General features: G+C 69.7%; 28 protein-coding genes and 1 riboswitch. Of the genes, 23 read left to right on the top strand and 5 right to left on the bottom strand.

Annotated elements, in window-relative coordinates; genetic code table 11:
- Window positions 1–27 precede the first annotated feature (27 nt).
- Window positions 28–1,134 carry a DUF222 domain-containing protein gene (locus tag ACTHL4_RS00355; RefSeq protein WP_440280738.1) on the top strand — a complete coding sequence of 369 codons (1,107 nt, stop codon included), beginning with the start codon at window positions 28–30 and terminating at the stop codon, window positions 1,132–1,134.
- On the opposite strand, the gene ACTHL4_RS00350 is transcribed toward ACTHL4_RS00355, so the two are convergent.
- Window positions 1,026–2,027: an Lrp/AsnC family transcriptional regulator gene (locus ACTHL4_RS00350; protein ID WP_440280734.1), complete on the bottom strand. Its 1,002-nt coding sequence runs from the start codon at window positions 2,025–2,027 to the stop codon at window positions 1,026–1,028. The genes ACTHL4_RS00355 and ACTHL4_RS00350 overlap by 109 nt on opposite strands.
- A gap of 146 nt (window positions 2,028–2,173) precedes the next feature.
- On the opposite strand from ACTHL4_RS00350, the gene ACTHL4_RS00345 reads away from it, so the two are divergent.
- From ACTHL4_RS00345 to ACTHL4_RS00295, 11 genes are all read left to right on the top strand, one after another.
- Window positions 2,174–3,712: an MFS transporter gene (locus ACTHL4_RS00345; protein ID WP_440280733.1), complete on the top strand. Its 1,539-nt coding sequence runs from the start codon at window positions 2,174–2,176 to the stop codon at window positions 3,710–3,712.
- Window positions 3,708–4,205 carry a glutathione peroxidase gene (locus tag ACTHL4_RS00340; RefSeq protein WP_440280737.1) on the top strand — a complete coding sequence of 166 codons (498 nt, stop codon included), beginning with the start codon at window positions 3,708–3,710 and terminating at the stop codon, window positions 4,203–4,205. Before ACTHL4_RS00345 ends, ACTHL4_RS00340 begins: the two co-directional genes overlap by 5 nt.
- Window positions 4,206–4,306: 101 nt before the next feature.
- Window positions 4,307–5,836 (top strand): molybdopterin-dependent oxidoreductase, encoded by a 1,530-nt coding sequence (locus ACTHL4_RS00335; protein WP_440280732.1) that lies wholly within the window; start codon window positions 4,307–4,309, stop codon window positions 5,834–5,836.
- 109 nt (window positions 5,837–5,945) lie between these two features.
- Window positions 5,946–6,617, top strand: a complete 672-nt coding sequence (locus tag ACTHL4_RS00330) for a fasciclin domain-containing protein (RefSeq protein WP_440280731.1) — start codon at window positions 5,946–5,948, stop codon at window positions 6,615–6,617.
- Window positions 6,618–6,677: 60 nt separating this feature from the next.
- A complete protein-coding gene (gene sigK / locus ACTHL4_RS00325) occupies window positions 6,678–7,247 on the top strand; it encodes an ECF RNA polymerase sigma factor SigK (protein ID WP_440280736.1) in 570 nt (189 codons plus the stop codon).
- The gene (locus ACTHL4_RS00320; protein WP_440280730.1) at window positions 7,244–7,978 is read left to right on the top strand and encodes an anti-sigma factor; all 735 of its coding nucleotides are present in this window, start codon (window positions 7,244–7,246) and stop codon (window positions 7,976–7,978) included. Before sigK ends, ACTHL4_RS00320 begins: the two co-directional genes overlap by 4 nt.
- 110 nt (window positions 7,979–8,088) lie before the next feature.
- A complete protein-coding gene (locus ACTHL4_RS00315; protein WP_440280729.1) occupies window positions 8,089–9,351 on the top strand; it encodes an NAD(P)/FAD-dependent oxidoreductase in 1,263 nt (420 codons plus the stop codon).
- A complete protein-coding gene (locus tag ACTHL4_RS00310) occupies window positions 9,348–10,073 on the top strand; it encodes a DUF1365 domain-containing protein (protein ID WP_440280728.1) in 726 nt (241 codons plus the stop codon). Before ACTHL4_RS00315 ends, ACTHL4_RS00310 begins: the two co-directional genes overlap by 4 nt.
- Window positions 10,070–11,386 carry a class I SAM-dependent methyltransferase gene (locus ACTHL4_RS00305; protein ID WP_440280727.1) on the top strand — a complete coding sequence of 439 codons (1,317 nt, stop codon included), beginning with the start codon at window positions 10,070–10,072 and terminating at the stop codon, window positions 11,384–11,386. The genes ACTHL4_RS00310 and ACTHL4_RS00305 overlap by 4 nt, the downstream gene beginning before the upstream one ends.
- Window positions 11,383–12,699, top strand: a complete 1,317-nt coding sequence (locus ACTHL4_RS00300) for a class I SAM-dependent methyltransferase (protein WP_440280726.1) — start codon at window positions 11,383–11,385, stop codon at window positions 12,697–12,699. Before ACTHL4_RS00305 ends, ACTHL4_RS00300 begins: the two co-directional genes overlap by 4 nt.
- Window positions 12,692–13,474, top strand: a complete 783-nt coding sequence (locus ACTHL4_RS00295) for a DUF1295 domain-containing protein (RefSeq protein WP_440280725.1) — start codon at window positions 12,692–12,694, stop codon at window positions 13,472–13,474. The genes ACTHL4_RS00300 and ACTHL4_RS00295 overlap by 8 nt, the downstream gene beginning before the upstream one ends.
- Window positions 13,475–13,498: 24 nt before the next feature.
- On the opposite strand, the gene ACTHL4_RS00290 is transcribed toward ACTHL4_RS00295, so the two are convergent.
- A complete protein-coding gene (locus tag ACTHL4_RS00290) occupies window positions 13,499–14,377 on the bottom strand; it encodes an oxidoreductase (RefSeq protein ID WP_440280724.1) in 879 nt (292 codons plus the stop codon).
- Window positions 14,378–14,473: 96 nt separating this feature from the next.
- Here ACTHL4_RS00290 and ACTHL4_RS00285 point away from each other — a divergent pair, with 96 nt between their 5' ends.
- The 3 genes from ACTHL4_RS00285 to ACTHL4_RS00275 all read left to right on the top strand — a co-directional run bounded on the left by ACTHL4_RS00285 (window position 14,474) and on the right by ACTHL4_RS00275 (window position 16,560).
- Window positions 14,474–15,397 (top strand): ribokinase, encoded by a 924-nt coding sequence (locus ACTHL4_RS00285; RefSeq protein ID WP_440280723.1) that lies wholly within the window; start codon window positions 14,474–14,476, stop codon window positions 15,395–15,397.
- Between the two features lie 145 nt (window positions 15,398–15,542).
- Complete coding sequence (locus tag ACTHL4_RS00280; protein ID WP_440280722.1) at window positions 15,543–16,013, top strand: hypothetical protein; 471 nt, start codon at window positions 15,543–15,545, stop codon at window positions 16,011–16,013.
- Between the two features lie 52 nt (window positions 16,014–16,065).
- Window positions 16,066–16,560, top strand: a complete 495-nt coding sequence (locus ACTHL4_RS00275; protein ID WP_440280721.1) for an NUDIX hydrolase — start codon at window positions 16,066–16,068, stop codon at window positions 16,558–16,560.
- A 3-nt stretch (window positions 16,561–16,563) separates the two neighbouring features.
- On the opposite strand, the gene ACTHL4_RS00270 is transcribed toward ACTHL4_RS00275, so the two are convergent.
- Window positions 16,564–17,091: a GNAT family N-acetyltransferase gene (locus ACTHL4_RS00270; RefSeq protein WP_440280720.1), complete on the bottom strand. Its 528-nt coding sequence runs from the start codon at window positions 17,089–17,091 to the stop codon at window positions 16,564–16,566.
- Window positions 17,092–17,163: 72 nt separating this feature from the next.
- On the opposite strand from ACTHL4_RS00270, the gene ACTHL4_RS00265 reads away from it, so the two are divergent.
- The 3 genes from ACTHL4_RS00265 to ACTHL4_RS00255 all read left to right on the top strand — a co-directional run bounded on the left by ACTHL4_RS00265 (window position 17,164) and on the right by ACTHL4_RS00255 (window position 18,966).
- A complete protein-coding gene (locus ACTHL4_RS00265) occupies window positions 17,164–17,808 on the top strand; it encodes a dihydrofolate reductase family protein (protein ID WP_440280719.1) in 645 nt (214 codons plus the stop codon).
- A 7-nt stretch (window positions 17,809–17,815) separates the two neighbouring features.
- Window positions 17,816–18,316: a MaoC/PaaZ C-terminal domain-containing protein gene (locus ACTHL4_RS00260; protein ID WP_440280718.1), complete on the top strand. Its 501-nt coding sequence runs from the start codon at window positions 17,816–17,818 to the stop codon at window positions 18,314–18,316.
- A gap of 65 nt (window positions 18,317–18,381) precedes the next feature.
- The gene (locus ACTHL4_RS00255) at window positions 18,382–18,966 is read left to right on the top strand and encodes a carboxymuconolactone decarboxylase family protein (RefSeq protein ID WP_440280717.1); all 585 of its coding nucleotides are present in this window, start codon (window positions 18,382–18,384) and stop codon (window positions 18,964–18,966) included.
- A gap of 46 nt (window positions 18,967–19,012) precedes the next feature.
- Here the strand turns inward: ACTHL4_RS00255 and ACTHL4_RS00250 are convergent, their stop codons facing one another.
- Entirely contained in the window at window positions 19,013–19,579 is a 567-nt protein-coding gene (locus ACTHL4_RS00250; protein ID WP_440280716.1) for a dienelactone hydrolase family protein, read from the bottom strand.
- 63 nt (window positions 19,580–19,642) lie between these two features.
- Here ACTHL4_RS00250 and ACTHL4_RS00245 point away from each other — a divergent pair, with 63 nt between their 5' ends.
- Both ACTHL4_RS00245 and arfB read left to right on the top strand, forming a co-directional pair.
- The gene (locus ACTHL4_RS00245; protein ID WP_440280715.1) at window positions 19,643–20,248 is read left to right on the top strand and encodes an ArsR/SmtB family transcription factor; all 606 of its coding nucleotides are present in this window, start codon (window positions 19,643–19,645) and stop codon (window positions 20,246–20,248) included.
- Window positions 20,249–20,267: 19 nt separating this feature from the next.
- Window positions 20,268–20,708 carry an alternative ribosome rescue aminoacyl-tRNA hydrolase ArfB gene (arfB, locus tag ACTHL4_RS00240; protein ID WP_440280714.1) on the top strand — a complete coding sequence of 147 codons (441 nt, stop codon included), beginning with the start codon at window positions 20,268–20,270 and terminating at the stop codon, window positions 20,706–20,708.
- 273 nt (window positions 20,709–20,981) lie between these two features.
- Here arfB and ychF read toward each other — a convergent pair whose 3' ends face one another.
- A complete protein-coding gene (gene ychF, locus ACTHL4_RS00235) occupies window positions 20,982–22,055 on the bottom strand; it encodes a redox-regulated ATPase YchF (protein WP_440280713.1) in 1,074 nt (357 codons plus the stop codon).
- A 130-nt stretch (window positions 22,056–22,185) separates the two neighbouring features.
- Window positions 22,186–22,251, top strand: a riboswitch (guanidine-III (ykkC-III) riboswitch).
- Between the two features lie 16 nt (window positions 22,252–22,267).
- Between ychF and ACTHL4_RS00230 the strand changes: the two genes are divergently transcribed.
- From ACTHL4_RS00230 to ACTHL4_RS00220, 3 genes are read left to right on the top strand one after another with little or no spacing between them, the layout of a single operon-like run.
- Window positions 22,268–22,582, top strand: a complete 315-nt coding sequence (locus tag ACTHL4_RS00230) for a DMT family transporter (protein WP_440280712.1) — start codon at window positions 22,268–22,270, stop codon at window positions 22,580–22,582.
- Between the two features lie 35 nt (window positions 22,583–22,617).
- Window positions 22,618–23,574 (top strand): DUF389 domain-containing protein, encoded by a 957-nt coding sequence (locus ACTHL4_RS00225; RefSeq protein WP_440280711.1) that lies wholly within the window; start codon window positions 22,618–22,620, stop codon window positions 23,572–23,574.
- A 44-nt stretch (window positions 23,575–23,618) separates the two neighbouring features.
- Entirely contained in the window at window positions 23,619–24,827 is a 1,209-nt protein-coding gene (locus tag ACTHL4_RS00220) for a DNA recombination protein RmuC (protein WP_440280710.1), read from the top strand.
- Window positions 24,828–24,842 lie beyond the last annotated feature (15 nt).

Raw genomic sequence — 24,842 nt, 5'->3', positions numbered from 1 at the left:
GCCTGCCAGCACCGCAAGAACACCGTCATCACGCAAGCGTTACGGCAAGGGTCGTGTTCGGTGGAATCCGCCCGGACCGCGCTGACCCAGGCCGACAAAGTGGGTCCGGTGATCCCTACCGCCGACCGCGACGAAGTTCTGGGCTGGTTCCTGCAGATCGACCCCGGACTGGGGTGCGCCGGGCTCACCCTGCTGACCCGCCGGATCATCGCCCGGTTCGCCCCCGACCAACTATCCCTGGGCGACGAGAAACTCGAACGCACCGAAACCCTGACCTGGGGCACCACACCGACGGGCATGACCCGGGTGGTGGCCGAGTTGGCACCGGCCAACGCGACGATCCTGAAAGACGCGATCATGGCCACCTCTGCACCCCGCCCCGCACAACCCACGCCGGAGGCCGAAACCGGCGAGGCCACCCACGGTGAGCAGGTGCGGGACGAGCGGTCCCCGGGCAAACGCCGCGTCGACGCCCTCATGGACCTGGTCGGTGCCGGCGCCCGCGCCGCAACCAGTGAAGGCGTCCAGACCGCCGCAGCCACCGTCCTCCTCACCATGAACCTCGAAACCCTGACCACCGGCAGTGACGCGGCGACCACCACCAGCGGAGACGTCCTCGACGCCGGCGCCGCCCGCCGCCTGGCCTGCGCCGCCGACCTCATCCCCGCCGTCCTCGGCGGACCCAGCGCCCCCCCTCGATGTCGGCCGGCGAGAACGCCTGGCCACCAAAGCCATCCGGGCCGCAGTCATCCTGCGCGACCACGGTTGCACCTTCCCCGGCTGCGACCGGCCACCCGGCTTCTGCGAAATCCACCACCTCACCCCCTGGTGGACCGGCGGCCACACCTCCCTCACCGACTCCGCACTCCTGTGCAGCCGCCACCACCACACCGTCCACCGGCAGGGCTACACGGCCGAGGTCCGACCCGACGGCGTCCACTGGGACCTCACACCCGGGCGCATGCCCGGACACCACACCGCAGCAGCCTGAGTCCGGTTCGGCGACGACGACATACACGGCATGCTCAGCGTTGGACAGTCGCACCGGCACGCTTGAGAATACGAGCGATCGGCGACACCTGTGCCTGGGCGACCCCCTCGAGGCGACCGATGTCCTCGGAGACGAAGCGATAGAGGCTCTCGGAGTCGGCGAAGCTGGCGCTCACGGTGATGCTCGCCGAGCCGCTCGTCGCGCCACAGAAGCGCACCGCCGGGTGCGATCCCAACGACTCCCCGACCGCCTGTAGATGGGACGGGGAGACGATCAGCAGGACCTGTGCGGACAGACCGAAGCCGAAGCACTCGTCGTCGATGTCGACATCGAAGGAGAGCACACCCGCCTCCCGCAGCTCGGTGACCCGACGGCGAACTCGGGCCTCGGTCCAGTCGCCGCCGGCTGCCGTGCGCAATTCGGCGTAGCTCGCGCGACCATCGCTCATCAGAGCGCGCAGGAGACTGTCGTCCTGCGCCGTCAACTCGACCACTCGCCCGGTGCGCGTGATCGAACCCGCCGACAACAATGCCTCCTCTTGCGGGCTCAAGAAGTCCGCTCCGATCCGCCAGTCCCGCGTGGTCGCACCTCGAAAGACGTGCAACACACTCGCCGCCTCGATCCCGGTGATCTGCACGGTCCGCGGGAGTTGTCGCAACAGCAGCTGGTCCTGAGCATCCAGCGTCCGCGGCCGCAGGACGCAAATGACCTCGGTGCCGCCGCCCATCACCGCGACCCACTGCACGTCGTCACGCCGCGCGAGCGCCGTACCCAACGTCACCGCGGCATCCGGCCTGCAGAACAGTCGCAGCACCCAGTTCTGCCGACCGAACGGTGAGGAGTCGACGAAGCCGATCACGCGGACCGCGCCGGCGGAGCGCAGCCGGCGGTAGCGCCGTGCCACGGTTTGTTCCGAGACACCCAGCACCGTCGCGATGGTGGCGAAGGAAGCACGCGGGGCAACCTGAAGACAATGGGTGATCTTGAAGTCCAACGCATCAGTCGTGATGGTTTCCGCCGAATCAGTCGGTCTCATGTCGGAAATATACGCAAACCACCTCCTGGCTGGCGCATCTTCCACCAGCGGTGGACTCTCGTGGTCGATCGTCGGTGCCGATTCCCGGGCCCCGCGAACGTCATCTCACAGCACGACCGCACCATCACTGACAGGACAGATATCTCATGCGCAAATGGCTACCACTGGCCACGATCTGCATCGGCACGCTGATGCTGCTCGTCGATGTCACGATCGTGAACGTCGCACTGCCGGACATGGCCGTGAACCTCGGCACCAGCTTCAGCTCGCTGCAATGGGTCGTGGACATCTATGCCCTCGTACTCGCCGCCTTCCTCCTCGGCATCGGGTCGGTCGCCGACCGGCTGGGCCACCGGACCATGTATGTCGCGGGCCTGACGCTCTTCGCCATCGCGTCCGCGGTCTGCGGAGTCGCCAGTGACGCGAGCGTGCTGGTGGCCTCCCGCGGTGTCCAGGGACTCGGCGGCGCAGCGATGTTCGCGACCACCTTCGCTCTGCTGAACACCAGCTACACCGGCAAGGACCGGGGCACGGCATACGGCATCTGGGGGGCCGTCTCCGGCGCCGCGGCGGCCATCGGTCCGATCGCCGGCGGTCTGCTGACCGAGCACCTGTCGTGGCGGTGGATCTTCTTCGTCAACCTGCCTTTCGCAGTGACTGCCGTCGCACTGTGCTTCCTGGTGCTGCCCGTAGGCGCCCGTCGCCGCGCCCCGCTGGACCCGGCCGGCATCGCGACGTTCACCCTCTTCGCGGCCGGACTGACGTATGCACTCATCCGCGCCAATGAACAGGGCTGGACCGATGGAGGCGTGCTGGCCGCGTTCGCCGGCTCGGCCGTGATGCTGCTCGCGTTCGTGGCGCTGGAGATCCGGCTGACGCAGCCGATGCTCGATCTGGGTCTGCTGCGCCATCCTGTCTTCGCCGGCTGCCTGATCGCCGGATTCGTCCTGTCTGCAGCCGCATTCGCGTATCTGACCTATGCGTCGATCTGGATGCAGTCGGTGCGCGGTATGTCGCCCGTGGCGGCCGGACTGGCCACGCTGCCGATGGCGATCACGGCGTTCCTGACCAGCGCCACGGTGGGACGGCGGATGCACGGCGCGCGCAGCTGGGTCGCCATCGGGCTCGGCATCACGCTGACCGGCTTGGGCGGTCTACTGGTCGCAGTGCAGCTGCACGGCCCGGGTGCCACCTGGACCGCGCTGGTGCTGGGCCTGTCGGTGAGCGGCGTCGGCGTCGGGCTCGCTTCCCCGGCGCTGAGTTCGACCGCGATGTCGGTGGTTCCGAACGAACGCGGCGGTATGGCGGCCGGCGCCGTGAACACCGCCCGCCAACTGGGCTTCGCCGTCGGGATCGCCGCGCTCGGAACGCTTTTCGCAGCCCGCATCCAGTCGGACCTGGCCGCGCACTCCGTTCCGCACGCTTCCGACGCTGCCGGTGCGGTCGCGGGTGGCCAGGCACGCCTGCTGGTCGCGCACGTCCCGGCGGGGATGCGAGCGGTCACCGAACACCTGGTGCGGCTGTCCTCGGCCGACGGCCTCCGACTCACCACGGTGGTCGCCGGACTGCTGGGCGTCGCCGGCGGCGTTCTCGCCGGAGCACTCACCCGCGCGAACCGTCATACCCCCGCGGCGGCGGTCGAGGCGGCGCCGCCCACCGGGCGCGAGACCGTCGGCATACATTGAGCCCACGACGATCCTCGAGCAGACCATCGCCCGTCTCGACGGCACCACCGGCACACTCTCCGACATCACCCAGGGCCGGCCGGCACTGCTGGTCAACGTGGCCAGCAAGTGCGGGCTGACGCCGCAGTACACCGCCCTGGAGTCGCTCCAGCGCGACTACGAGTCCGAGGGATTCACGGTCATCGGATTCCCGTGCAACCAGTTCGCGGGCCAGGAGCCGGGCACCGCGGAGGAGATCCAGGAGTTCTGTAGCGCGACGTACGGCGTGACGTTCCCGCTGACCGAGAAGATCGAGGTCAACGGCGCCGACCGGCACCCGATCTACCGGTCGCTGACCGAGGCAGCCGATCAGGACGGCCGGTCCGGTGACATCCAGTGGAACTTCGAGAAGTTCGTGATCGACGCCGACGGCAACGTCGTGCAGCGCTTCAGCCCGCAGGTGACGCCGGACGACGCCCAGGTGCTGGCGGCCATCCGGTCGACCCTCGAGTGACGCCGCACGGACACCGCCGGAGCCGGCCCTGAGGCGGCGCTGAGCCCGGCGCGGGGACAGTTCGACCCATCCGTGGTCCGGTGGCGTGCCGAACCACGTGCATGAAGGATGCTCTCCCCGCGCGTCTCCGGGCCGCGCTCGCCGGCCTGCTGTCGGTCGCTGCCGGCCTCGCGATCGGCCAGTTCGCCGCTGCGCTGCGTGACCCGGCCACGTCCCCGGTGCTGGCGGTCGGCTCGGCGGTCATCGACCGGACGCCGACGTCCTTGAAGGACTGGGCGATCCGCCAGTTCGGCACCCACGACAAGCTCGTCCTGTTGTCGTCGGTCACCGTCGTCGTCCTGATCGTGGCGGTGCTGTCCGGGCTGGCAGCGCGGCGCCGGGTGCTGCTGGGCATCGTCATACAGCTGGCCATGCTGGCAGTCGCCGGCTGGGCGGTGCTGAACCGCCCGTTCGCCCGCACTGCCGACCTCATTCCGACGATCACGGCCGGGGTCGTCTCGCTGGCGATCCTGGTGCTGCTGCTGTGGCTGGACCGGCAGCCGTTTCTGCGCCGCGTGCCGCCCGGGGCCAGCCGGCGCGACTTCGTCGTCGGCTCCGGGGTGACCGCGGCCGCAGCGGCGGTCGGTTTCGGTGCCGCGCAACGGCTCAACGACTCACGGTCGGGCGTCGACGTACAGATCCCGGCGGCCGCCGACCCGGCACCCGACCTGCCGCAGGGCGTGCAGAGCAAGGTGCCCGGCGTGACGCCGTTGCGCACCCCGAATTCGAAGTTCTACCGCGTCGACACCGAACTCGCGGTGCCCTCGCTGGACGCCTCCCGCTGGTCCCTGCGGATCGACGGCGAGGTGGAGCACCCGTACGAGATCAGCTATGCCGAACTGCTGCGCCGGCCACTCGTGGAGCGCAACATCACCATCACCTGCGTGAGCAACGAGGTCGGCGGCAGTTACGCCGGTGGCGCCACGTGGCGCGGGGTGCTGACCCGGGACCTGTTGCAGGCCGCGGGAGTCAAGGATCCGAGCCGACCCGACCTGCAGGTGCTCAGCACCTCTTTCGACGGATTCACCATCAGCACACCGCTCGGCGCGCTGACCGATGACCGTGGCGCCCTGCTCGCGGTCGCGATGAACGGTGAGCCGCTCCCCCGTAGCCACGGTTTCCCGGCGCGCCTGATCACACCGGGCCTCTACGGCATGCTCGGCTGCACCAAATGGGTCACCCGGCTGACGGTGACGACCTATGCGGCGAAGAAGGCCTACTGGACCGAGCGTGGCTGGACGACCAAGGGCGAGATCAAACCGACCGCTCGCATCGACGTGCCCCAGTCGTTCGGCTCGGTGCAGGCCGGCCGGGTGGTGATCGGCGGCACCGCCTGGGCGCAGCGACGCGGTGTGGTCGGCGTGCAGGTGAGCATCGATGGCGGCCCGTGGCACGACGCGACGATGGGCCCGCAGGTCAACGTCGACTACTGGCGACAGTGGTACTACGCGTGGCACGCCACCGAGAAGGGCACCCACAACGCCCGGGCACGGGTCATCTACGGCGACCACCAGGTGCAGACCTCGCGCCGTGCCGGCGTCTTCCCGAGCGGCTCCAGCGGCATCGAGGAGCGCAGTTTCGTCGTGCATTGACGGACCCCGCTGAACGAAAGAACCGAACGAACCGACCCATCCAACCGGCCAGTAGCTCCGAATCACCAATGTCCTCACCACATCCGACAACTCGCAGGAGTTGAGTTCCATGAAGACCCGTCTCACCCTTTCGCTCGCGACCACAGCGTTGCTGGCCGCGTCCCTGACCGCGTGCGGCTCGTCCAGCTCCGGCGGGTCCGGCGGCGGCAGCAGTGCGGCGGCCAGCCCGATGTCGAGTTCCGCCATGTCCGGTTCGGCGATGCCCTCCAGCGGCAGCAGCTCCAGCATGGGCGGCGGCGCGATGAACGCCTCCAAGCCGTTCGGTCCCGCGTGCTCGAGCGTCCCCAAGAGCGGCAAGGGCTCGTTCAGCGGTATGGCGCAGGACCCCGTCGCCACCGCCGCCTCGAACAACCCCGCGTTGTCCACCCTGGTGACCGCGGTCAAGAAGGCCGGACTGGTCGACACCCTCAACAGCGCGCCGGCACTGACCGTGTTCGCGCCGGCCAACTCGGCCTTCGCCAAGCTGCCCAAGTCGCAGCTCGACGCCGTGCTGGCCGACAAGAAGCAGCTGACCACCCTGCTGACCGGGCACGTCGTGCAGGGACGGATCAGCCCCGACAAGCTGGCCGGCGACCACAAGTCGCTCGCCGGCACGACCATCAAGGTCACCGGGTCCGGCGAGAAGTTCACCGTGGACGGCAACGCGCAGGTCGTGTGTGGCAACGTGCAGACCGCGAACGCCACGGTCTACATCATCGACACCGTGCTGATGGGCAAGTAAGCACCGCTGTGCGGAGTTGACGCCATGTCGCTGCTTGTCGCGGACCACCCGCAGGTAAGAATGGGGGGCGTGGCTGTCCGCAACGTTCCCGTCCTGGCCGACCTGCTCCGGCAGGTCGGTCAGGGTGACGAGGCTGCCTTCGCGCAGTTGTACGACGCGACAGCCGCCCGCGTCCATGGTCTCGTCTGTCGCGTGCTGATCGATCGGGCGATCAGCGAAGAGGTGACCCAGGAAGTGTTCCTGGAGATCTGGCGGACCAGCCCGCGCTTCGACCCCGGCCGCGGCTCGGCGTTGTCCTGGTTGTTCACCATCGCCCATCGCAAGGCGGTGGACCGGGTGCGTTCGGTCGACGCGGCGCGGCAACGCGACACGGCATACCTGACGTCACAGGGACAGCCGGCATACGACTCGACGGCCGAACAGGTCGACGGCACACTACGCGCCGAAGCCGTGCGGGCCGCGATCAGCACCTTGTCGCCAGTCCAGCGTGAGGCGGTCGAACTGGCCTACTTCGAAGGCATTTCGCATGCCGAGGTGGCCAAACGGCTCGACATACCACTGGGCACAGCGAAATCGCGCATCCGCGACGGGCTGCTCAGACTGCGCGCAACTTTGGGAGGTGAATCATGAGCGAGGAACACATCGACACCATCGACTACGCGATGGACGCTTTGGACGACCTGTCCCGCCGGCGCGCCGACCAGCATCTCGAACACTGCGCGCAATGCCGCGCCGAGGTTGCCGAATGGCGCGAGGCGACCGCCGGTCTGGCGTCCTTCGCCGAGCCGGTCGCTCCGCCCGCCGGGCTCCGTGACGCGGTGCTCGCCGACGTCTCCCGGCTGCCGCAGGAGGCCCCGCCGGACACCCCTGAGGGGGCGCGACCGGAGACTCCGGCCGCGCATCTCGCAAGACGCGAGCGGACCCGGCGACACCCCGGCCGATTCCTGCTCGCCGCGGCAGCGGCGGTCGTCGTGATCGGCGGCGGCGTCACCGTGGCAACCCACCCGTGGGACAACCAGCCGACCACAGTGTCGGCGATCCAGCAGGTGGAGCACGCCTCCGACGCACAGCGGGCGACGGCACCGGCCGGCGACGGCTCCCTGGTGATGGTCACCTCGGCCGCCGAGGGCAAGGCCGTCGCGACGCTGCGCGGTGTGCCCGCGGCGGCCGCCGGCAAGGTCTACCAGGCCTGGATCATCACCGCCGACGGGCCGGTGAGCGCCGGTCTGCTGCAACCGGGCAAGGCAACGCTGCTGCAGGGCAGCATCACCGGTGCGAAGGCGGCCGCCGTCACGGTCGAGCCGAGCGGCGGCTCGAGGCACCCGACGACCGCACCGATCGCCACCGTCACGATGACCTGACCGGCCCTCACCGGCGGAGACCAACCGCGCGACCGCCCGACCGGACCCATCCGGCCGGACGGTCCGCTACGAACCACCATTGCCCAGAGATCCTCGTCGGAAGGTATGAGGTGGCGGACCATTTCGCAGTCGTCGGTAGCGGTGTCTCCGGCCTGGTTGCGGCGCACGTGCTGGCTCGTACGGCGCGGGTGACCGTCTTCGAGGCGGACAACCGGCCCGGCGGTCACGCACACACCCACGACGTCACCCTCGACGGCGGGCACAGCGTCGCCGTGGACAGCGGATTCCTGGTGCACAACGACCGCACCTACCCAACGCTCTGCCGGCTCTTCGACGAACTCGGCATCGCCACCCAGCGCACCGACATGAGCATGTCGGTCTTCTCCGAGCGCACCGGCTGGCAGTACGCCGGCGGTCAGGGCGTGCGAGGCATCCTCGCCGACCCCCGGACAGTGCGCCGTCCCGCGTTCCTGCGGATGCTGCTGGAAGTGCGGCGGTTCCACCGCTCCGCCACCGCCCTGCTGGACTCGCCCGACGACCAGTCACTGATCACCATCGGCGACTGGCTCGCCGGTCAGCGCTTCTCCGACGACTTCCTGGAACACTTCGCCCGCCCGGTGATCGCCGCGGTCTGGTCCTGCGATCCGCAGGACGCGCTGTCCTACCCGGCGCGCAGCCTACTGACCTTCCTGCAGCACCACGGCATGCTGACGGTCACCGGCTCGCCCACCTGGCGCACGGTCACCGGCGGGTCGCGCACGTATGTCGACGCCGTGCTCGCCCATCCACGCATCGAGCTGGCGTGCAACACTCCGGTGCGCGCGGTCGCACCCCGCACGGAGGCGGCCACGCTGCTGACCGACCAGGACCAGGCCGACTTCACCGGCGTGGTGATCGCCACCCACCCGGGCACCGCGCTCGGCATGCTCAAGTCACCGACCACCGAGCAGGCCGATGTGCTGGGCGCGATGCGCTACTCGCGCAATCCGGCGCTGTTGCACACGGATTCGTCGGTCCTGCCGCCCGCGAGGGCCGCGCGGGCATCGTGGAACTACCGGCTGCCGACGAGCACACAACATGGTGTGCTGGTCTCCTACGACATCACCCGGTTGATGCGGCTGCCCACCCCGGGCGGCCGACGGGTCCTGGTCACGCTCGGCGGCGCCGAGCACGTCGACCCCGACACCGTGCTGGCCGAGATGGACTACGAACACCCGCTCTACACCTCGCAGTTCGTCGCCGCCCAAGCACGCCTGCCGCGGCTGAACGAACGCCGCCTGGCGTTCGCCGGCGCCTATCACGGATGGGGATTCCACGAGGACGGTGCACTGTCCGGCCTGCGGGCGGCCGAAGCGCTGGGCGGCCGCTGGTGACCGCCACCCCGTTCCTCGCCACGGTCCGCCACGTCCGGACAACTCCGCTGCGGCACGACTTCACCTACCGGACCTGCAGCTGGGTCACCCCACTGACCGACACCGACCCGAGTCTCGGGATCCCCTGGTGGCAGCGGCCTTTCGTGAAGTTCCGGGCGGCCGACCACCTGGGCACGACCGACTCCTGGCGCGCGAACATCGAAGCGTTCGCACAGTGCAACGGCCTCGATCTGCGCGGCTGCGGCATCACCGCGCTGAGTGGCGCGGCAACCCTCGGGCATGCATTCGACCCGCTGACCCTCTACTGGGTCACCTCACCGGACGGCCCGGTCGTGGCCGTGATCGCCGAGGTGCGCAACACGTACGGCGAGCGGCACGCCTACGTCATACGACCCGACGAGCGCGGCCGCGCAAGCGTCGGCAAGGAGCTCTACGTCTCGCCCTTCAACGACATGTCCGGCAGCTACACGATGTCGCTCCCCCGGCCGGGCACCGAGGGCTTCGACATCCACGTCACACTGCACCGGCCGGGACAGGCGCCGTTCGTCACGTCCTGGTCCGGCAAGCGGCCGACGACGTGGCGCGAACACCTCACGCTGGCAGCGCACCTGCCGTTGTCAGCCCAACTCGTCTCGGCGCGGATCCGGATCCAAGGCATCTACCGGTGGGCCCGCCGCCTGCCGATCCAACCCCGACCGACATCCCACGAGGAGTTGTCATGACCACCGACCGATTCGCTCGCCCGCTGGGGACACCGCTGCCCCCATCACCGCACGAACCCGCGCAGCGCGACCACACCGCGGCGGCTGCGATCGACCCGGAACGCTGGCCGGACGTGGCACGCATCCCCCGCGGCGCGCACGCCGCGATCGCCGCACGGATCGGTGCGCAAATCTTCCGGCACGCGGTGTCCGGACTGGCGATCCGCGTGATCATGCCGGACGGCTCGGTGTTCGGCGGCGACCGGCGCACGGATGCGCCGACGATGGTCGTCCACGACGCCGACGCGCTGATGCGACGCATCGGCCACGACCGGTTGATCGGCTTCGGCGAGTCCTACCTGGCCGGAGAATGGGACAGCAACGATCTCGCGCCGTTGATCGAGCAGTTCGCGCGCGGCGTCGAACGCCTCGTGCCCGCTCCGCTGCGCGCCCTGCGTTCGGTCATCCTGCCGCTGCAGCCCGCCGGCGACCGGCCGGAGCGCGCCAATTCGCTCAGCAACGTGGAGCGCCACTACGACCTGTCCAACGACCTGTTCGCCGGCTTCCTGGACGAGACGATGAGCTACTCGTCGGCGCTGTACGGCCCGGGCGACGACCTGGCCACCGCGCAGCGACGCAAGATGGACCGGCTGCTCGACGAGGCGGCCGTCGGGCCGCAGACCCGGATGCTGGAGATCGGCTCCGGCTGGGGCGGCCTGGCCCTGCGCGCGGCCGAACGCGGCGCCACGGTCGACAGCGTCACCCTGTCGGTGCAGCAACAGACGTGGGCCAACGACCTGTTGGACCGCTCCGGGGTGGCGGACCGGGCACACGTCTCGCTGCGCGACTACCGGGACGTCAGCGGCCGGTACGACGCGGTGGTGTCCGTCGAGATGATCGAGGCGGTCGGCCTGGAGTTCCTCGACACCTACTTCGAGCAGATCGGCACGGTGTTGCGTCCGGGTGGACGTGCCGCGGTGCAGGCGATCGTGATGCCGCACCACCGTGCGCTGCAGACCCATCGCAACTACACCTGGATCCACAAGTACATCTTCCCCGGTGGCGCGATCCCCTCCCTGGAGCTGATCGAGACCGCCGCGGCCCGCGCCGGGCTGCGCATCGTCGATGACCTCGCGATGGGCGACTCCTACGCGCGGACGTTGGACGAGTGGGCGGCCCGCTTCGCGCAGAACCGTTGGCAAATGGCCGAACTCGGCTTCGACGAGACGTTCCGCCGGATGTGGGAGTTCTACCTGCGGTATTCGGAAGGCGGCTTCAGGGCCGGCTATCTGGATGTGCACCAGCTGACCTTCGTCCGGGAGGAGACCCGATGACCGACGTGCGGGCGACGGGTGTCGCCGACACGATCCAGCAAGCGCTGCGTCCGGTGCTGCGCGGCGATCTGCCGATCCGGCTGACCGCGTGGGACGGCAGCACGGCCGGCAGCGAGGGACCAGAGGTTCGCCTCAACGGCCCGGACGCGCTGCGCCGATTGGTCTGGCATCCGGGCGAACTCGGGGCTGCCCAGGCGTATGTCGCCGGGGACCTCGAGCTGGACGGCCCGGTCACCGACATGCTGCAGCACGTCCGTCGGGTCGGCGCCGATCGCGGCCTGGCCGGCCGGCCGCTGAGTCCGCGCGGTGTCGCCGCTGCGCTGCGCGGTGTCATCGCCGCGGGCGGGCTCGGCAAGCGCCCGGCGCCGCCGGCCTCGCAGATCCGGGTGCGCGGACGGTTGCATTCCCGCCGGCGCGACAGCGACGTCATACATCACCACTACGACGTGGACAGCGACTTCTACCGACTGGTGCTCGACGACGCGATGGCCTACTCGTGCGCCTACGTGACCCGCGGCGATCTCGGCGGCTCGGAGACCGCCGACTACACCCTGGAGGATGCGCAACGGGACAAGCTGGACCTGGTGTGCCGCAAGATCGGGCTCGACCAGCGGTCCGGGATGCGGTTGCTGGACGTCGGTTGCGGGTGGGGGGCCCTGAGCCTGCACGCGGCCGAGCACTACGGCGCGGTCGTGACCGGTGTGACGATCGCCGCGGAGCAGAAGGCCTTCATCGACAGGCGGATCCACGACCGCGGGCTGCAGGGCCGGGTCACGATCGAGTTGCGCGACTACCGCGACGTCACCGGACGGTATGACGCCGTGGCATCGCTGGAGATGGGCGAGCACGCCGGCGACAAGGGCTACCCCGATTACGCGCGGGTGCTGCACGACGCGGCGACCGACGACGCGCGCATCCTGGTCCAGCAGATGAGCCGGCGCGGTCGGCACCCCGGCGGCGGCCCGTTCATCGAAGCGTTCATCGCGCCGGACATGACGATGCGTCCGGTCGGCGACACCATCGAACTGCTCGAGCAGGCCGGGCTGGAGGTGCGTGACGTGCACGCGATGCGCGAGCACTACGCATGGACGGTGCGGTCGTGGCAGGCACGGTTCGAGCAGCACCGCGAGGCCATCGCACAGTTGGTGCCGGCCGAGACGGTCCGCGTCTGGGAGCTCTATCTGGCGGGCGGCCTGCTGGCTTTCGAGGAGGGCCGGATGGGCGTGGACCAGATCGTGGCGGTGCGCAGCCGCCGCGGGCCGAGTCCGCTGCCGGCGCAACGGCCGGCCACCTGGAGCGACCCGCGTGGGTGACTTCGCCTGGATGGCGTTGGCCAGCGCGGTGCTGCTGGCCTTCGTGCAGGCTGCCGCCGCGTTGTGGTCGGTCCGGGTCAGCCGGTGGGCCGTCGCGGACGTCGTGTGGGGTCCCGGCTTCGCCGCGGTCGCGGTGCTCGGCCTGCTCACCGGCCACGGTGGCATCGGGCGCCGGGTCGCGGTCGCGGCGCTGGTGACGGTGTGGGGCGCGCGCCTCGGCTCGCACGTCTGGGCTCGTTCGCGCAGCCACGGCGGCGACGACCCCCGCTACGAACGTATGGCGCGCGGCCGCAGCACGACCGCGATGGTGCTGCGGGTCTTCGGCCTGCAGGGCGTCATCCAATGGGTCGTGTCACTGCCGATCCAGCTGATCGCCGTCTCCGCCGACCCGGGTGGCGGACTCTGGGCGCTGTCCGCAGCGGGCATCCTGCTTGCAGCAGCCGGTCTGGTGATCGAAGCGGTCGCGGACCGTCAGCTGCAGCGGTACAAGGCGCGTGATCCGCGGCCGGCGGTGCTCGACACCGGTCTGTGGGCGTGGTCGCGGCACCCGAACTACTTCGGCGACGCCTGCGTGTGGGTGGGCGTCTTCCTCGTTGCGGCGGCCACCTGGCCCGGTGCGCTGACCGTGGTGTCGCCCGTGGTGATGGTCGGACTGCTGGTCTGGGGCAGCGGCGTGCGGCTTGCCGAGCAGGCGATGGCCGACCGCCCGGGGTATGCGCAATACCGCGAGAAGACAAGTGTGTTCGTGCCCTGGCCGCCGCGCGGCGACCGCTGATCGGACCGCGGGGCAACCACTGGGTCACTCGGCGGCCAGCGGGCCCTCCAGCTCAGCGGCCTCGGTGTCGGACAACACGATCCGTCCCGCGGCGGTGTTCTCCTCCAGGTGCGCGACCGACGACGTGCCGGGGATCAACAGCACCACGCCGGCCCGACGCAGCAGCCAGGCGAGCCCGATCTGGGACGGTGTGGCGCCGAGCTTGTCGGCGAGCGACTTCACCCGCGGGTCCTCGGTGACCTTGGGCATGCCGGGGAACGCCGATCCCAGCGGGAAGAACGGCACGTAGGCCACGCCGCGCTCCGCACACAGTTGCAGAGTGGCCTCGTCGTCGCGATGCAGCAGGTTGTAGGCGTTCTGCACGCAGACGGCTCCGGCGTCGATCGCCGTGCGCGCCTCGGCCGGTGACACGTTGCTCACCCCGAACGCCTCCAGCAGGCCGTCCGAGACCAACTCACCCATCGCGGCGAGCTGCTCCTCCAGCGGGTGATAGTTCTCCGCCCCGATCTCCTGCTCGGGCATGACCCGGAGGTTGACGACCGGGAGCCTGTCGACGCCCAACTGGTCCAGGTTCGCCCGAACGTCGCGCTTGAGCTGCTCGGGCGCCTGCGCCGGCAGCCACGCACCCTCGTCGTCGCGGCGCGCGCCGACCTTCGACACCAGCACCAGATCCTCGGCATACGGGTGCAGCGCCTCCCGGATGAGGCGGTTGGCGACCTCGGGACCGTAGAACGCGGCGGTGTCGATGTGGTTGACGCCGAGCTCGACCGCGCGTCGCAGCACGGCGATCGCCTCGTCGTGGTCCCGCGGCGGACCCATGACGCCGGGCCCGGGCAACTGCATCGCACCGAAACCGATGCGGCGGATGTCATGACCGGCAAGGGTGAAGCTGTCTGTCGTCATACCTCCACCTCAGCACACGCCGGCGGAACGCACAGCCCGACGGTCGGATCAATACGCTGGGCTGGTCGTCCGATCATCGCGAGGAGTGGAGCAGTCATGGCCGCACGGGTCGCCGTGGTGGGTTCGATCAACGTCGACCACACGCTCGCCGTGGATCGCTTCCCACGGCCCGGGGAGACGTTGCTCGCCGGTTCGTTGACGCATTCGGTGGGTGGCAAGGGCGCGAATCAGGCTGCGGCTGCTGCACATGCGGGCGCGGACGTGATCATGGTCGGCGTGGTCGGTGCGGACGCCGAGGGTGACACCGCCCTGCAGGAGCTGGACCGGGCAGGTGTCGACTGCTGCACCGTCGCACGCGTCACCGGCGCGCCGACCGGCAGCGCCTGGATCACGGTCGCGTCCGGCGACAACACCATCCTGGTCGTGCCGGGAGCCAACCACCGATGGTCCGGCAACCCGTTGCCGGTGCAGTGGGATGACATCGTGCTCTGCCAGTTGGAGATCCCCCTCGACGTCGTGCGACGCGCCGCCACGCAGGCCGACACCTTCGTGCTGAAAGCCGCTCCCGCACAACGACTTCCCGACGATCTGCTCGCTCGCTGCCACACGCTGCTCGTCAATGAGCACGAGCTGGCGGAGGTGTCGGGGCGTTCACTGGATGCCGCGGACGACGCGGCGGTGGTCGGGGCTGCACAGACGCTGCTCGAGCGCGGCGTCCGCACCGTCGTCACCACACTCGGCCGTCGCGGAGCGGTCCTGTGCAGCCCGGGCCGGGCGCTGCGCGCGACCGCACCGGTCGTCGACGTCGTCGACACCACCGGCGCCGGGGACGCCTTCGGCGGGGTCTTCGCCGCAGGTCTCGCCGCCGGTGCCTCGCTGCAGGACGCGCTCCGTTGCGCGGTAGCCGCGGGATCGCTGGCGGTGCAGGGCGCCACCGCCCGGGGTCATTACGAGCGGTTCGCGGATCTGGCGGCCCGGGCGGACGGATTGCCCGAGCTGACCGTTCTGTCCGAGCGCTGAACCGCCCGCGTCATACAGGGCGGCCGCCGGTGGGAGCGTGATCCGGCGGCCAGCCGCGTGCCGAACCGGCAACGGTCGCCGGTGGGTCACGGCGACGGAGGCCACGCCGGCATACCATTTTTCACAATCATCTATTGTAAAAACTATGTCGAACCTGGGTCAGGGCCTGCTCGTGACGATCCTCGTGCTCAGCACCAGCGTCTGGATCGGCGGTTACGTCGCGATCGGCGTCGTCGCACACAGTGCGGCGACCACCCTCGACGCCGCGCAACGGGTCGCGTTCTTCCGGACGCTCGGCCGCTCCTACCTGCGAGTCGGCACGCCGGCGCTGGTGATCGCCCTGGCCAGTGGTGCAGTGGCGGCACGGGACCAGCCCTGGAACGCCGCGCTCACCACCAGCGTGGTCGTCGCCGCACTGCTGGTGATCCTGCTGGCGGTCGCGGTCCAGCAGGCGCGCAGGATGACTCGACTGCGCCAGGCCGCCCTGCAGGCGGACGAGGACCCGGCCACCGTCCCGGCCATCCGGCGCGGCCGTCGCTCGGCCGACATACTGCGCGCAACGCTGGGGGTGCTGAGCGTGGTCCTGGTGGTGCTCGGCTGCTTCATGGCCGGCTGACCCGGCGTCGAGGAGCCCGTCGCTGCGCCGGCCGGCTACCTACACTCGGGACATGCCGACACCGGAGTACGTCATCGGTCTTCGCGAGAAGATCGGCACCGACCTGCTGTGGATGCCGGGGGCCTCGGCATACATCTTGCGGGACGGGCCGCACCGGACACAGGTGCTGCTCGTCCGACGCTCGGACAACGGCCGGTGGACCCCGATCACCGGCGTCTGCGACCCGGGCGAGGAACCGGACGTCACCGCGGAACGCGAGGCACTCGAGGAGGCACTGGTCGAGATCACCGTCGAGCGCCTGCTCGCCGTGACGGCGCTGCGACCGATCGCCTACGACAACGGCGACCGCTGCCAATACCTGGACCACGCCTTCCGCTGCCGCTGGATCTCCGGCGAGGCACGTGTCGGCGACGACGAGTCGAGCGACGTGCGGTGGTTCGGACTCGACGACCTGCCGCCGTTGTTGCCGCGCTTCGAGAAGCAGCTCGCGATGGCAGTCGCCGGCGACGCCCCGGTCCGTTTCGGCGCGACCGGACGCCAGCGCTGAGCCTCAGAACCGGCGCCCGAGCTCCTTCTCCAGCAGGGTGAACTCCAGGTCGTCACGCTGCGGTATGCCGAATCGCTCGTCACCGTAGGGAAACGGCGACCGGACCCCGGTGTCGCGATAACCGCGTCGTTCGTAGAAGGCGATCAGATCGGTGCGCTGCCGGATGACCGTCATCTCCACGTGCCGGCACGCCCATTCCCGGGCGGCATACGCCTCGGCATACGCGATGGTGCGCTTGCCGATGCCGGCGCCCTGCGCGGCCGGGGACACAGCGAACATGCCGAAATAGGCTCTGTCGCCACGGTTCTCGAGCTGGCAGCAGCCCAGCAGTGCATCACCGGCGTCGACCACGAGCAGCACTGCGTCGGGGCGCGTCAGCAGGGCCACCACCTGCTCGGGATCGGTGCGCTGCCCGTGCAGTAGGTCCGCCTCGGTCGTCCAGCCCGCCCGGCTCGCGTCGCCGCGGTATGCCGACTCCACCAGGGCCACCACCGAGGAGACGTCGGCTGGTCGGGCCGTCCGGAAGTTCACGTCGCACACTTCGTCCATGAGGGTCATAGGCTCTCAGACGAACCTGCTGGGCACCTAGCCGCCGGAGGCACGATGAGCCGCACCCGAGTCCACAACCTGTTCGTCTCGCTCGACGGGTACGCCGCCGGCGAGCACGTCACGCTGGAGCAACCGATCGGCGACGCCGGAAGCCTCTTCCGGCGCTTCGACGGTCGCGTCATCCACGGCATCGACAACGCTCCGGACGCACCGATCACCGTCGACCGCGCGCTGACCAGCACCTGGGCGCAAGGCATTGGCGCGGAGATCATGGGCCGGCGCAAGTTCGGTCCGCAGACCGGCGCGTGGCCGGAGGACGGTTGGCAGGGCTGGTGGGGCGACGAACCACCCTTCCGGACACCGGTTTTCGTGCTGACCCATCATCCGCGAGCATCGCTCGAGTTCGCGAACGGCACGACCTTCCACTTCGTCGACGGCTCACCGGCCGAGGTCCTGCAGCGCGCCCGGGACGCAGCGCAGGGCGGCGACGTGCGCATCGGCGGCGGCCCGTCGACAGTGCGGCAGTTCCTCGAGGCCGACCTGATCGATTTCCTGCATCTCGCGATCGTCCCGGTCGTCCTGGGACGCGGCACCAGCCCGTGGGCCGGCCTCACCGACATACAGGATCGCTTCGACATCGAGTCGGTCAGCGCGCCCAGCGGATTGGTGCACCAGTTGTGGAACCGCAGGCGGGGTTGATCGCACCATGACATCTGACACGACCCCCGAGACGACCCCCGACACCACTCCCACTGCTCCGACCACGTGGTTCTTCGAGGACTTCGCCGTCGGCCAGGTCTTCCACACGCAGGGCCGCACCATCACCGAGTCGGACATCGTGTGGTTCGCCGGCTGGAGCTGGGACACCAACCCGGTGCACACCGACGTCGTGCATGCCGCGGCCGGTCGCTTCGGCGCACCGATCGCCCATGGCGTGCTCGGTCTGTCGGTGGCCATGGGACTGGTCTCCCGGCTCGGCATCTTCGAGAGCTGCTCGATCGCGCTGCTCGGCATCGACGGCTGGCGCTTCGAACGACCGGTCGTCGCCGGCGACACCCTGCGCTGCACGCTGACCATCACCGGCGCCCGCGCCACCAGCAATGGCAGGGCCGGGATCCTCGATCGCGCACTGATCCTCACCAATCAGGACGATGCCGTGGTGCAACGCGGCTCCATCGGCCTGATGGTCGCGCGCCGACCGGCCTGAACCACGCACCGGCGGTCGTCGCCGCTCCTCTTGTGGCGGTCATCGCGCCGGCACCACACTGGATCATGTTCATCGCAGAACCTCCCGCGTCGGCGGAGCGCGACGCGGCATACGACGAAGACCTTCAGAGCGACGGGTATGTCGCCAACCTGACCCGGCTGTGGACGTGGCGTCCGGACGTGCTCGATGCCTTCACCGCGCTCCGGCAGCAGCTCCAGGACACCTGGGAACTCCACGATCTGGACCGTGCCGTGCTGGTCGTCGCGACCGCTCGCGCTCGCGCGGACTCCTATTGCTCGCTCGCGTGGGGCAGCCGGCTCGCCGAGCTCGTGGGCGAGCATCGTGCCGCCGAGACGATCCGCGGACGGCCCGAGGCGCTCGCACCGCGCCAGCGCACGCTGGCCCACTGGGCGCACACCGTCGTGTCCGACCCCAACGCCACCACGCCGGACCAGGTGGCGGCGCTGCGTGAGTGCGGCCTGAGCGATCGCGCCGTCTTCGAGGCCACCCTCTTCATCGCGCTCCGGCTCGCCTTCTCGACCGTCAACGACGCCCTGGGCGCCGCCCCGGACCACCAGCTGGCGCAGGCAGCACCCGCCGCGGTTCGCGACGCCGTCACTTACGGGAGGACGCCAACCGCAACATCCTGAAATCCTCGGTGCAGCAACGTGATCCCCGCGTATGGCGCCCGACGCGTCAGAGTCCGGCGAGGAAGGACAGGGTCCGTTCGCGCAGCAGACCGGCCGCAGTCGCGTCATACGCCGCCAGCGACGAGTCGGCGAACAGGTGTTTCGTGCCGGAGTAGAGGAACAGCTCGGCGGTCGGCACCGAATCGGCCAGTTGCTGGGCGAACTCCAGGTCCTCGGCGAACCAGTCGTCATCGGTGCCACCGTGGATCTGCACCGGCAGCCCGTCGGGCCATGCACCGAACTCCGAGACGGGCAGGCACGAGTCGAAGAACAACGCACCGACGGCACCGGGGCGGGTCTGCGCCAACTTCTGAGCGGACATCACCCCCATCGAGAACCCCGCGTAGACAAGGCTTTCGGGCAATGCCTCCGCCGCGGCGACGCCACGCGCCAGCACGTTGTCGAAGCCGATCTCCCGCGCGTGCGCGACACCGGACTCCACGTCGCCGAAGGTCCGGCCCTCGAACAGGTCGGGCACGTGCACCGTGTGACCGGCAGCGGCCAGTTCATCGGCGAAAGCACGCACTCCGGCGGTCAGCCCCTGGGCGTGGTGGAACAAGAGAATCTCGGACATGGTGCCTTCTCCACTGAATGATCCATACACTTCGAACGTTCGAGAACGCTAGTATGTTCTGCCATGGAAGGCAAGATGCCGAACTACGACCTCGCGGACCAGCTCGCGCTGACGACGCCGCAACAGGTGCGCGCGCTCGGCAACCCGCTGCGCAACACCATCCTCGGACTGCTGCACGAGCGAGCCGCGAGCATCACCGAGCTCAGCACGGCAGTGGATCGACCGAAGAGCACCGTCGCCCACCACGTCAAGGTGCTCACCGAGGCCGGATTGGTGCAGATCGTGCGCACCCGCAAGGTGCGCGCCATCGACGAGGCGTTCTACGGCCGGACGGCACGGATGTTCTACGTGGCGCTCGATGGTCAACGCACCGAAAGCCGCGGCAGCGCAGTCGACTTCAACGACTTCGAGGTGGCTGCGGCCGAATCGGGACCGGCATACCGCGAAGGACAGCTGTGGGGCTTCATCCGCCACGCCCGGATCAGCGAGACGCAGAAGCAGGAGTTCTGGCACCGGATGAGGGCGCTGGTGGAGGAGTTCGACGCACTCCCCCGCCGCGGCGACGTCGTCCACGGCTTCGCGCTCGGCGTCTACCCCATAGCGGACTACCCGCAGCTGCCCCGGACCACTGACTCGCGGGCGGGCGAAGGATCGCCCGACGCGGGATGATCGAGGCAGACTGGCCGGTGTGGACGACCTGCGCATACCGCCGGGACCGGGCGCGCCTGAGGGAATGACGGTGCCGGCCGGTGAGCTCGTCGAGCAGTTCTCGCACGCGTCGGGACCGGGCGGTCAGGGCGTCAACACTGCGGATTCTCGGGTGCAGCTCAGTCTCGACATCGGAACGACGACGGCGCTGACCGAGCCGCAGCGCGAACTCGCACTCGAGCGGCTCGCCATCCGCCTTTCGGGCACGGTGCTCACCATCAGCGCTGCCGAACACCGTTCCCAGCGACGCAATCGAACCGCCGCGCGGGATCGGCTCGCCATACTGCTTCGCAACGCCGTCATCCCGACGCCGACCCGGCGCCCGACCCGGCGCACCCGCGGCTCCCAGCGACGACGACTGGACGCGAAACGAGAGCGCTCCGAGGTGAAGCGGAACCGGAGGCCCCCGCACGCCGACTGACCGACTGCGACCAGCCGATCTGGCAGCCGGTGGACGAACCCGACCTCACCGTCGCCGTGACGGCCTGCACCGAGCCGATCGTGCTGATGGTCGGACGTTTCCACGAACTCGCTGACCGAGCTTCGATCTCACTGGACGGGCTCGCCGCCCACGACGTCCTCCCGTCGGGACTGCGGCCCCCGGCGGATGGGGAGAAGGCGATCACGAAGGTCCTCGAGGGACTCCGCCGATCCCAGATCACGAGCCCAGCTGTCACGGGAAACGTCACTAACGCTAGACGTTGAAGCGGAACTCCACCACGTCGCCGTCGGCCATCACGTAGTCCTTGCCCTCCATGCGCGCCTTGCCGTGCGCGCGGGCCTCGGCGACCGAGCCGAGTTCGATGAGGTCGTCATACGAGATGACTTCGGCCTTGATGAAGCCCTTCTGGAAGTCCGTGTGTATGACGCCTGCCGCTTGCGGCGCCGTCCAGCCGCGTCGGATGGTCCAGGCGCGCGACTCCTTCGGGCCCGCGGTGAGGTAGGTCTGCAGGCCGAGGGTGTTGAAACCCTTGTGCGCCAGCTGCGCCAGGCCCGACTCGGTCGCGCCGAACCCCTGCAACATCTCCAGGGCTTCCTCGTCCGACATCTCGGTGAGGTCCATCTCGAGCTGGGCGGTGAGGAAGATCGCCTCGGCCGGCTCGACCAGCGCCTGCAGCGACGCCTGCAATGCGGTGTCGACCAGCTGGTCCTCGTCGACGTTGAAGACATAGAGGAACGGCTTACCGGTCAGCAGCCCCAGCTCGCGGATCGGGGTGACGTCGAAACCCTTGGAGAACAACGTGTCTCCGGCTTCCAGGATGGTCTGCGCCTCGCGCGCGGCATCCAGCACCGACTTGTCCGTCTTCTTGCCCTTGACCTCCTTGTCGAGGCGCGGCAGCGCCTTCTCCAGGGTCTGCAGGTCGGCGAGGATCAGCTCGGTGTTGATCGTCTCCATGTCCGACTCGGGCGACACCTTGCCGTCGACGTGCGCCACGTCGTCGTCGTGGAAGACCCGGATCACCTGGCAGATCGCGTCCGCCTCGCGGATGTTGGCCAGGAACTTGTTGCCCAGCCCCTCCCCCTCGGACGCGCCGCGCACGATGCCCGCGATGTCGACGAACGAGACAGTGGCCGGCACCACCTTGTCGGAGGAGTAGAGCTCGCCGAGCCTGTCCAGGCGCTCGTCCGGCAGTGGCACCACCCCGACATTCGGCTCGATCGTGGCGAACGGGTAGTTCGCGGCGAGCACGTTGTTCTTGGTCAGTGCATTGAACATGGTCGACTTGCCGACGTTGGGAAGCCCGACGATTCCGATAGTGAGTGCCACGGGATCAAGAGTCTAGTGGTCCCTGGCGGCCCGCTCCGCCACGCTCGCCACCGACCGGCGAGCGCACCACGGACGCACCGCAGGTCCAGAACGATTTGGCCGGTGAACACCTCTGTGCCAGCCTGGGATCGGGCCGCCGCGAACGTGGTCCCCGGACGAGGGCGCCGTACCCGGACAGCGACAAGACGGCCGCTTGTGAAGGGGTGTTCACCATGGCATGGCTCGTGCTCGTCGTCTCCGGGATGATGGAGGCCGTGTGGGCCACCGCGCTCGACAAGTCGCAGGGCTTCTCCCGCCTCGTCCCGTCCGCAGTCTTCGTCCTCGCACTCGCCGCCAGCATGACCGGCCTGGCGGTGGCGATGCGCAGCCTGCCCGTCGGCACCGCGTATGCCGTCTGGGTCGGCATCGGTGCGGTGCTGACCGTGGTCTATGCGATGTCCACCGGCAGCGAATCGGTGTCGCCGCTGAAAATCATCTTCCTGCTCGGCATCGTCGGCTGCGTCGTCGGCCTGAAGCTCAGTCATTGACCGTGCCGCGCGGTGACGACCTCTAGGGTGCCAGCATGCTGGTGCATCTGCGGCTCACCGTGCCGACGGACCTGTCCGACGACGTCGTGGGACTGCTCGAGACCCATTCGGGCGTGACCAATCTCGTCGTCCAGCCGGGCGTGTGCCGCAGCCCGCGCGGTGACCTCATCGAGTGCGACGCCGCCCGGGAGTCGGCCGGTGAACTCGTGGAGGCACTGGACGACCTGTCACTCAGCGACCGTGGCGGCATCGTGATCAGCCGGCCGAGCAGCACGCCGTTCCGCCGGGCGGAGGAGCTGGAGGAGGCATCCCCCGGCGAGGCCGACGACGCGGTGATCTGGGAGGAAGTGCTCGACTCGGCGGAGTCGGCGAGTCGCTCGACGATCTCCTACTACCTGTTCCTGGTGATGGCGACGATCCTGGCAGCTGTCGCCGTCATCACCGACTCCTCCGTCCTGGTCGTCGGCGCGATGGTCGTCAGCCCCGACTTCGCGCCGGTGGCGGCGCTGTGCACCGGCGTCGTCTTCGCCCGCGGACGCCTGGTGCGCCGCAGCGCCGTCCTACTGGTGACGTCGTTCGTCGTCGCGATCGCGGCCGTGGCCGCCCTGGGGCTGATCGCTCGCCTCACCGGCTTGGTCAGCGGTGCCGACGTCACGCACGGCCGCCCGCAGACCGCGTTCATCTGGCACCCGGACCGCTGGTCGTTCATCGTCGCACTGGTCGCGGGGGCGGTCGGGGTCTTCGCGATGTCGACCGACAAGGCGACCGCCATGGTCGGTGTGTTCATCTCCGTCACGACGGTGCCGGCCGCCGGCAACCTGGCGCTCGCGCTCGCGGTGGGCGCCCGCGCGGAGATGGCCGGCTCCGCGACCCAGCTCGGGGTCAACCTCGCCGGCATGGTGCTCGCCGGGGTGGTCACCCTCGCCGTACAACGCCTGGCCTGGCACCACCTGGTGCGCGGCAAACACCAGCTGCTCGGCCGTCCGTCCTGACGCGGCGCCGACGGGTTGTCGGCGCATCGTGCTTTCCTGCAGGTATGACGGAATTCATCCTCGGTCTCGTCCTGGGGATCGCGCTCGCAGCCGCCGCCACCTGGCTGCTGCTGCGTCAGGCGTATGCCGCACGCGGGGCGTCCCTGGCCACCGAACGCGACCTGCTGCGCGAGCGGGTGATCGACCTGGAGTCCACGGTCGCCGACGACCAGCAGACGGCGGCGGTCCTCGGACCGTTGAGCGCGACGCTCGGCCGGGTCGAGCAACAGGTCGCGACACTCGAGCGTGACCGGGTGGAGCAGTTCGGCGAGCTCGGCGCACGACTGGCCGAGGTCGGGCGGGTGACCGGTGCGCTGCACCAGGAGACCACCCAGCTCGCCGGCGCACTGCGCGCCACCTCGACCGGCGGCACCTGGGGCGAGGTGCAACTGCGCCGGGTGCTCGAACACGCCGGCATGCTCCCGCACTGCGACTTCGAGGAGCAGGTCACCGCGGTCAGCAGACATGACGCCCGCATCCGCCCGGACGTGGTGGTGCGGCTTCCCGGCGACCGGGTGCTGGTGATCGACAGCAAGGCCCCGGCGCGGGCCTTCCTGGACTCCCAGGCCGACGGACTCGCCCCCGACGAGCGCGACCGGCTGCTCGACCAGCACGCGAAGGCCCTCGTCCGGCACGTGGACTCGCTTGCCGCCAAGGCCTATTGGAGCGCGTTCGAGCAGTCCCCGCAGCTGGTGGTCTGCTTCCTGCCGGCCGACGCGATGCTCGCCGCCGCGCTGCGGCACGATCCGTCCCTGCTCGACCGCGCGATGGGTCGCAAGGTGGTGCCGGCCTCCCCCAGCACCCTGCTGGCGTTGCTGCGCACCAGCGCCGCCGCCTGGCAGCAGGACAGCCTGGCCCGGGGTGCCCGCGAGCTGTTGGCCCTCGGGCAGGCGCTCTATGACCGGCTCGGCACGATGAGCCGGCACACCGCTCGGGTGGGGCAGTCGCTCACCCGGTCCGTCGAGGCATACAACGCCATGATCGGGACCCTGGAGTCCCGGGTCCTGGTGACCGCCCGGCAGATGCATGCCCTCGGGCTGGCGCAGGATGCGCCGTCCGCCGAGTTGCGCGCCGTCGAGACACCCACCCGACCGTTGACGGCCCACGAGCTCATCGACGCGCTCGATGCGGAGGTGGGCCGGCCGATGCTCGACCTGGAGGTCCCCGAGACCCATCCGGCGCGTCCCGCGCATCGCATCGAGGACGCCGGCTGACGCCCCCGGAGGATC

The sequence above is a fragment of the Flexivirga sp. genome, assembly GCF_051955415.1.
Classification (GTDB): Bacteria; Actinomycetota; Actinomycetes; order Actinomycetales; family Dermatophilaceae; genus Flexivirga.
Note: the sequence above shows the minus strand (reverse complement) of the source record. Positions and strands in the feature narration are given on the sequence as shown.

Excerpts from the sequence above, each read along its gene's own strand:
- ACTHL4_RS00350 (WP_440280734.1), bottom strand. The coding sequence starts at position 2,027 with ATGAGACCGACTGATTCGGCGGAAACCATCACGACTGATGCGTTGGAC.
- ACTHL4_RS00345 (WP_440280733.1), top strand. The coding sequence starts at position 2,174 with ATGCGCAAATGGCTACCACTGGCCACGATCTGCATCGGCACGCTGATG.
- ACTHL4_RS00335 (WP_440280732.1), top strand. The coding sequence starts at position 4,307 with ATGAAGGATGCTCTCCCCGCGCGTCTCCGGGCCGCGCTCGCCGGCCTG.
- ACTHL4_RS00330 (WP_440280731.1), top strand. The coding sequence starts at position 5,946 with ATGAAGACCCGTCTCACCCTTTCGCTCGCGACCACAGCGTTGCTGGCC.
- sigK (WP_440280736.1), top strand. The coding sequence starts at position 6,678 with ATGGGGGGCGTGGCTGTCCGCAACGTTCCCGTCCTGGCCGACCTGCTC.
- ACTHL4_RS00320 (WP_440280730.1), top strand. The coding sequence starts at position 7,244 with ATGAGCGAGGAACACATCGACACCATCGACTACGCGATGGACGCTTTG.
- ACTHL4_RS00305 (WP_440280727.1), top strand. The coding sequence starts at position 10,070 with ATGACCACCGACCGATTCGCTCGCCCGCTGGGGACACCGCTGCCCCCA.
- ACTHL4_RS00300 (WP_440280726.1), top strand. The coding sequence starts at position 11,383 with ATGACCGACGTGCGGGCGACGGGTGTCGCCGACACGATCCAGCAAGCG.
- ACTHL4_RS00290 (WP_440280724.1), bottom strand. The coding sequence starts at position 14,377 with ATGACGACAGACAGCTTCACCCTTGCCGGTCATGACATCCGCCGCATC.
- ACTHL4_RS00285 (WP_440280723.1), top strand. The coding sequence starts at position 14,474 with ATGGCCGCACGGGTCGCCGTGGTGGGTTCGATCAACGTCGACCACACG.
- ACTHL4_RS00280 (WP_440280722.1), top strand. The coding sequence starts at position 15,543 with ATGTCGAACCTGGGTCAGGGCCTGCTCGTGACGATCCTCGTGCTCAGC.
- ACTHL4_RS00275 (WP_440280721.1), top strand. The coding sequence starts at position 16,066 with ATGCCGACACCGGAGTACGTCATCGGTCTTCGCGAGAAGATCGGCACC.
- ACTHL4_RS00265 (WP_440280719.1), top strand. The coding sequence starts at position 17,164 with ATGAGCCGCACCCGAGTCCACAACCTGTTCGTCTCGCTCGACGGGTAC.
- ACTHL4_RS00260 (WP_440280718.1), top strand. The coding sequence starts at position 17,816 with ATGACATCTGACACGACCCCCGAGACGACCCCCGACACCACTCCCACT.
- ACTHL4_RS00255 (WP_440280717.1), top strand. The coding sequence starts at position 18,382 with ATGTTCATCGCAGAACCTCCCGCGTCGGCGGAGCGCGACGCGGCATAC.
- ACTHL4_RS00250 (WP_440280716.1), bottom strand. The coding sequence starts at position 19,579 with ATGTCCGAGATTCTCTTGTTCCACCACGCCCAGGGGCTGACCGCCGGA.
- ACTHL4_RS00245 (WP_440280715.1), top strand. The coding sequence starts at position 19,643 with ATGGAAGGCAAGATGCCGAACTACGACCTCGCGGACCAGCTCGCGCTG.
- ACTHL4_RS00230 (WP_440280712.1), top strand. The coding sequence starts at position 22,268 with ATGGCATGGCTCGTGCTCGTCGTCTCCGGGATGATGGAGGCCGTGTGG.
- ACTHL4_RS00225 (WP_440280711.1), top strand. The coding sequence starts at position 22,618 with ATGCTGGTGCATCTGCGGCTCACCGTGCCGACGGACCTGTCCGACGAC.
- ACTHL4_RS00220 (WP_440280710.1), top strand. The coding sequence starts at position 23,619 with ATGACGGAATTCATCCTCGGTCTCGTCCTGGGGATCGCGCTCGCAGCC.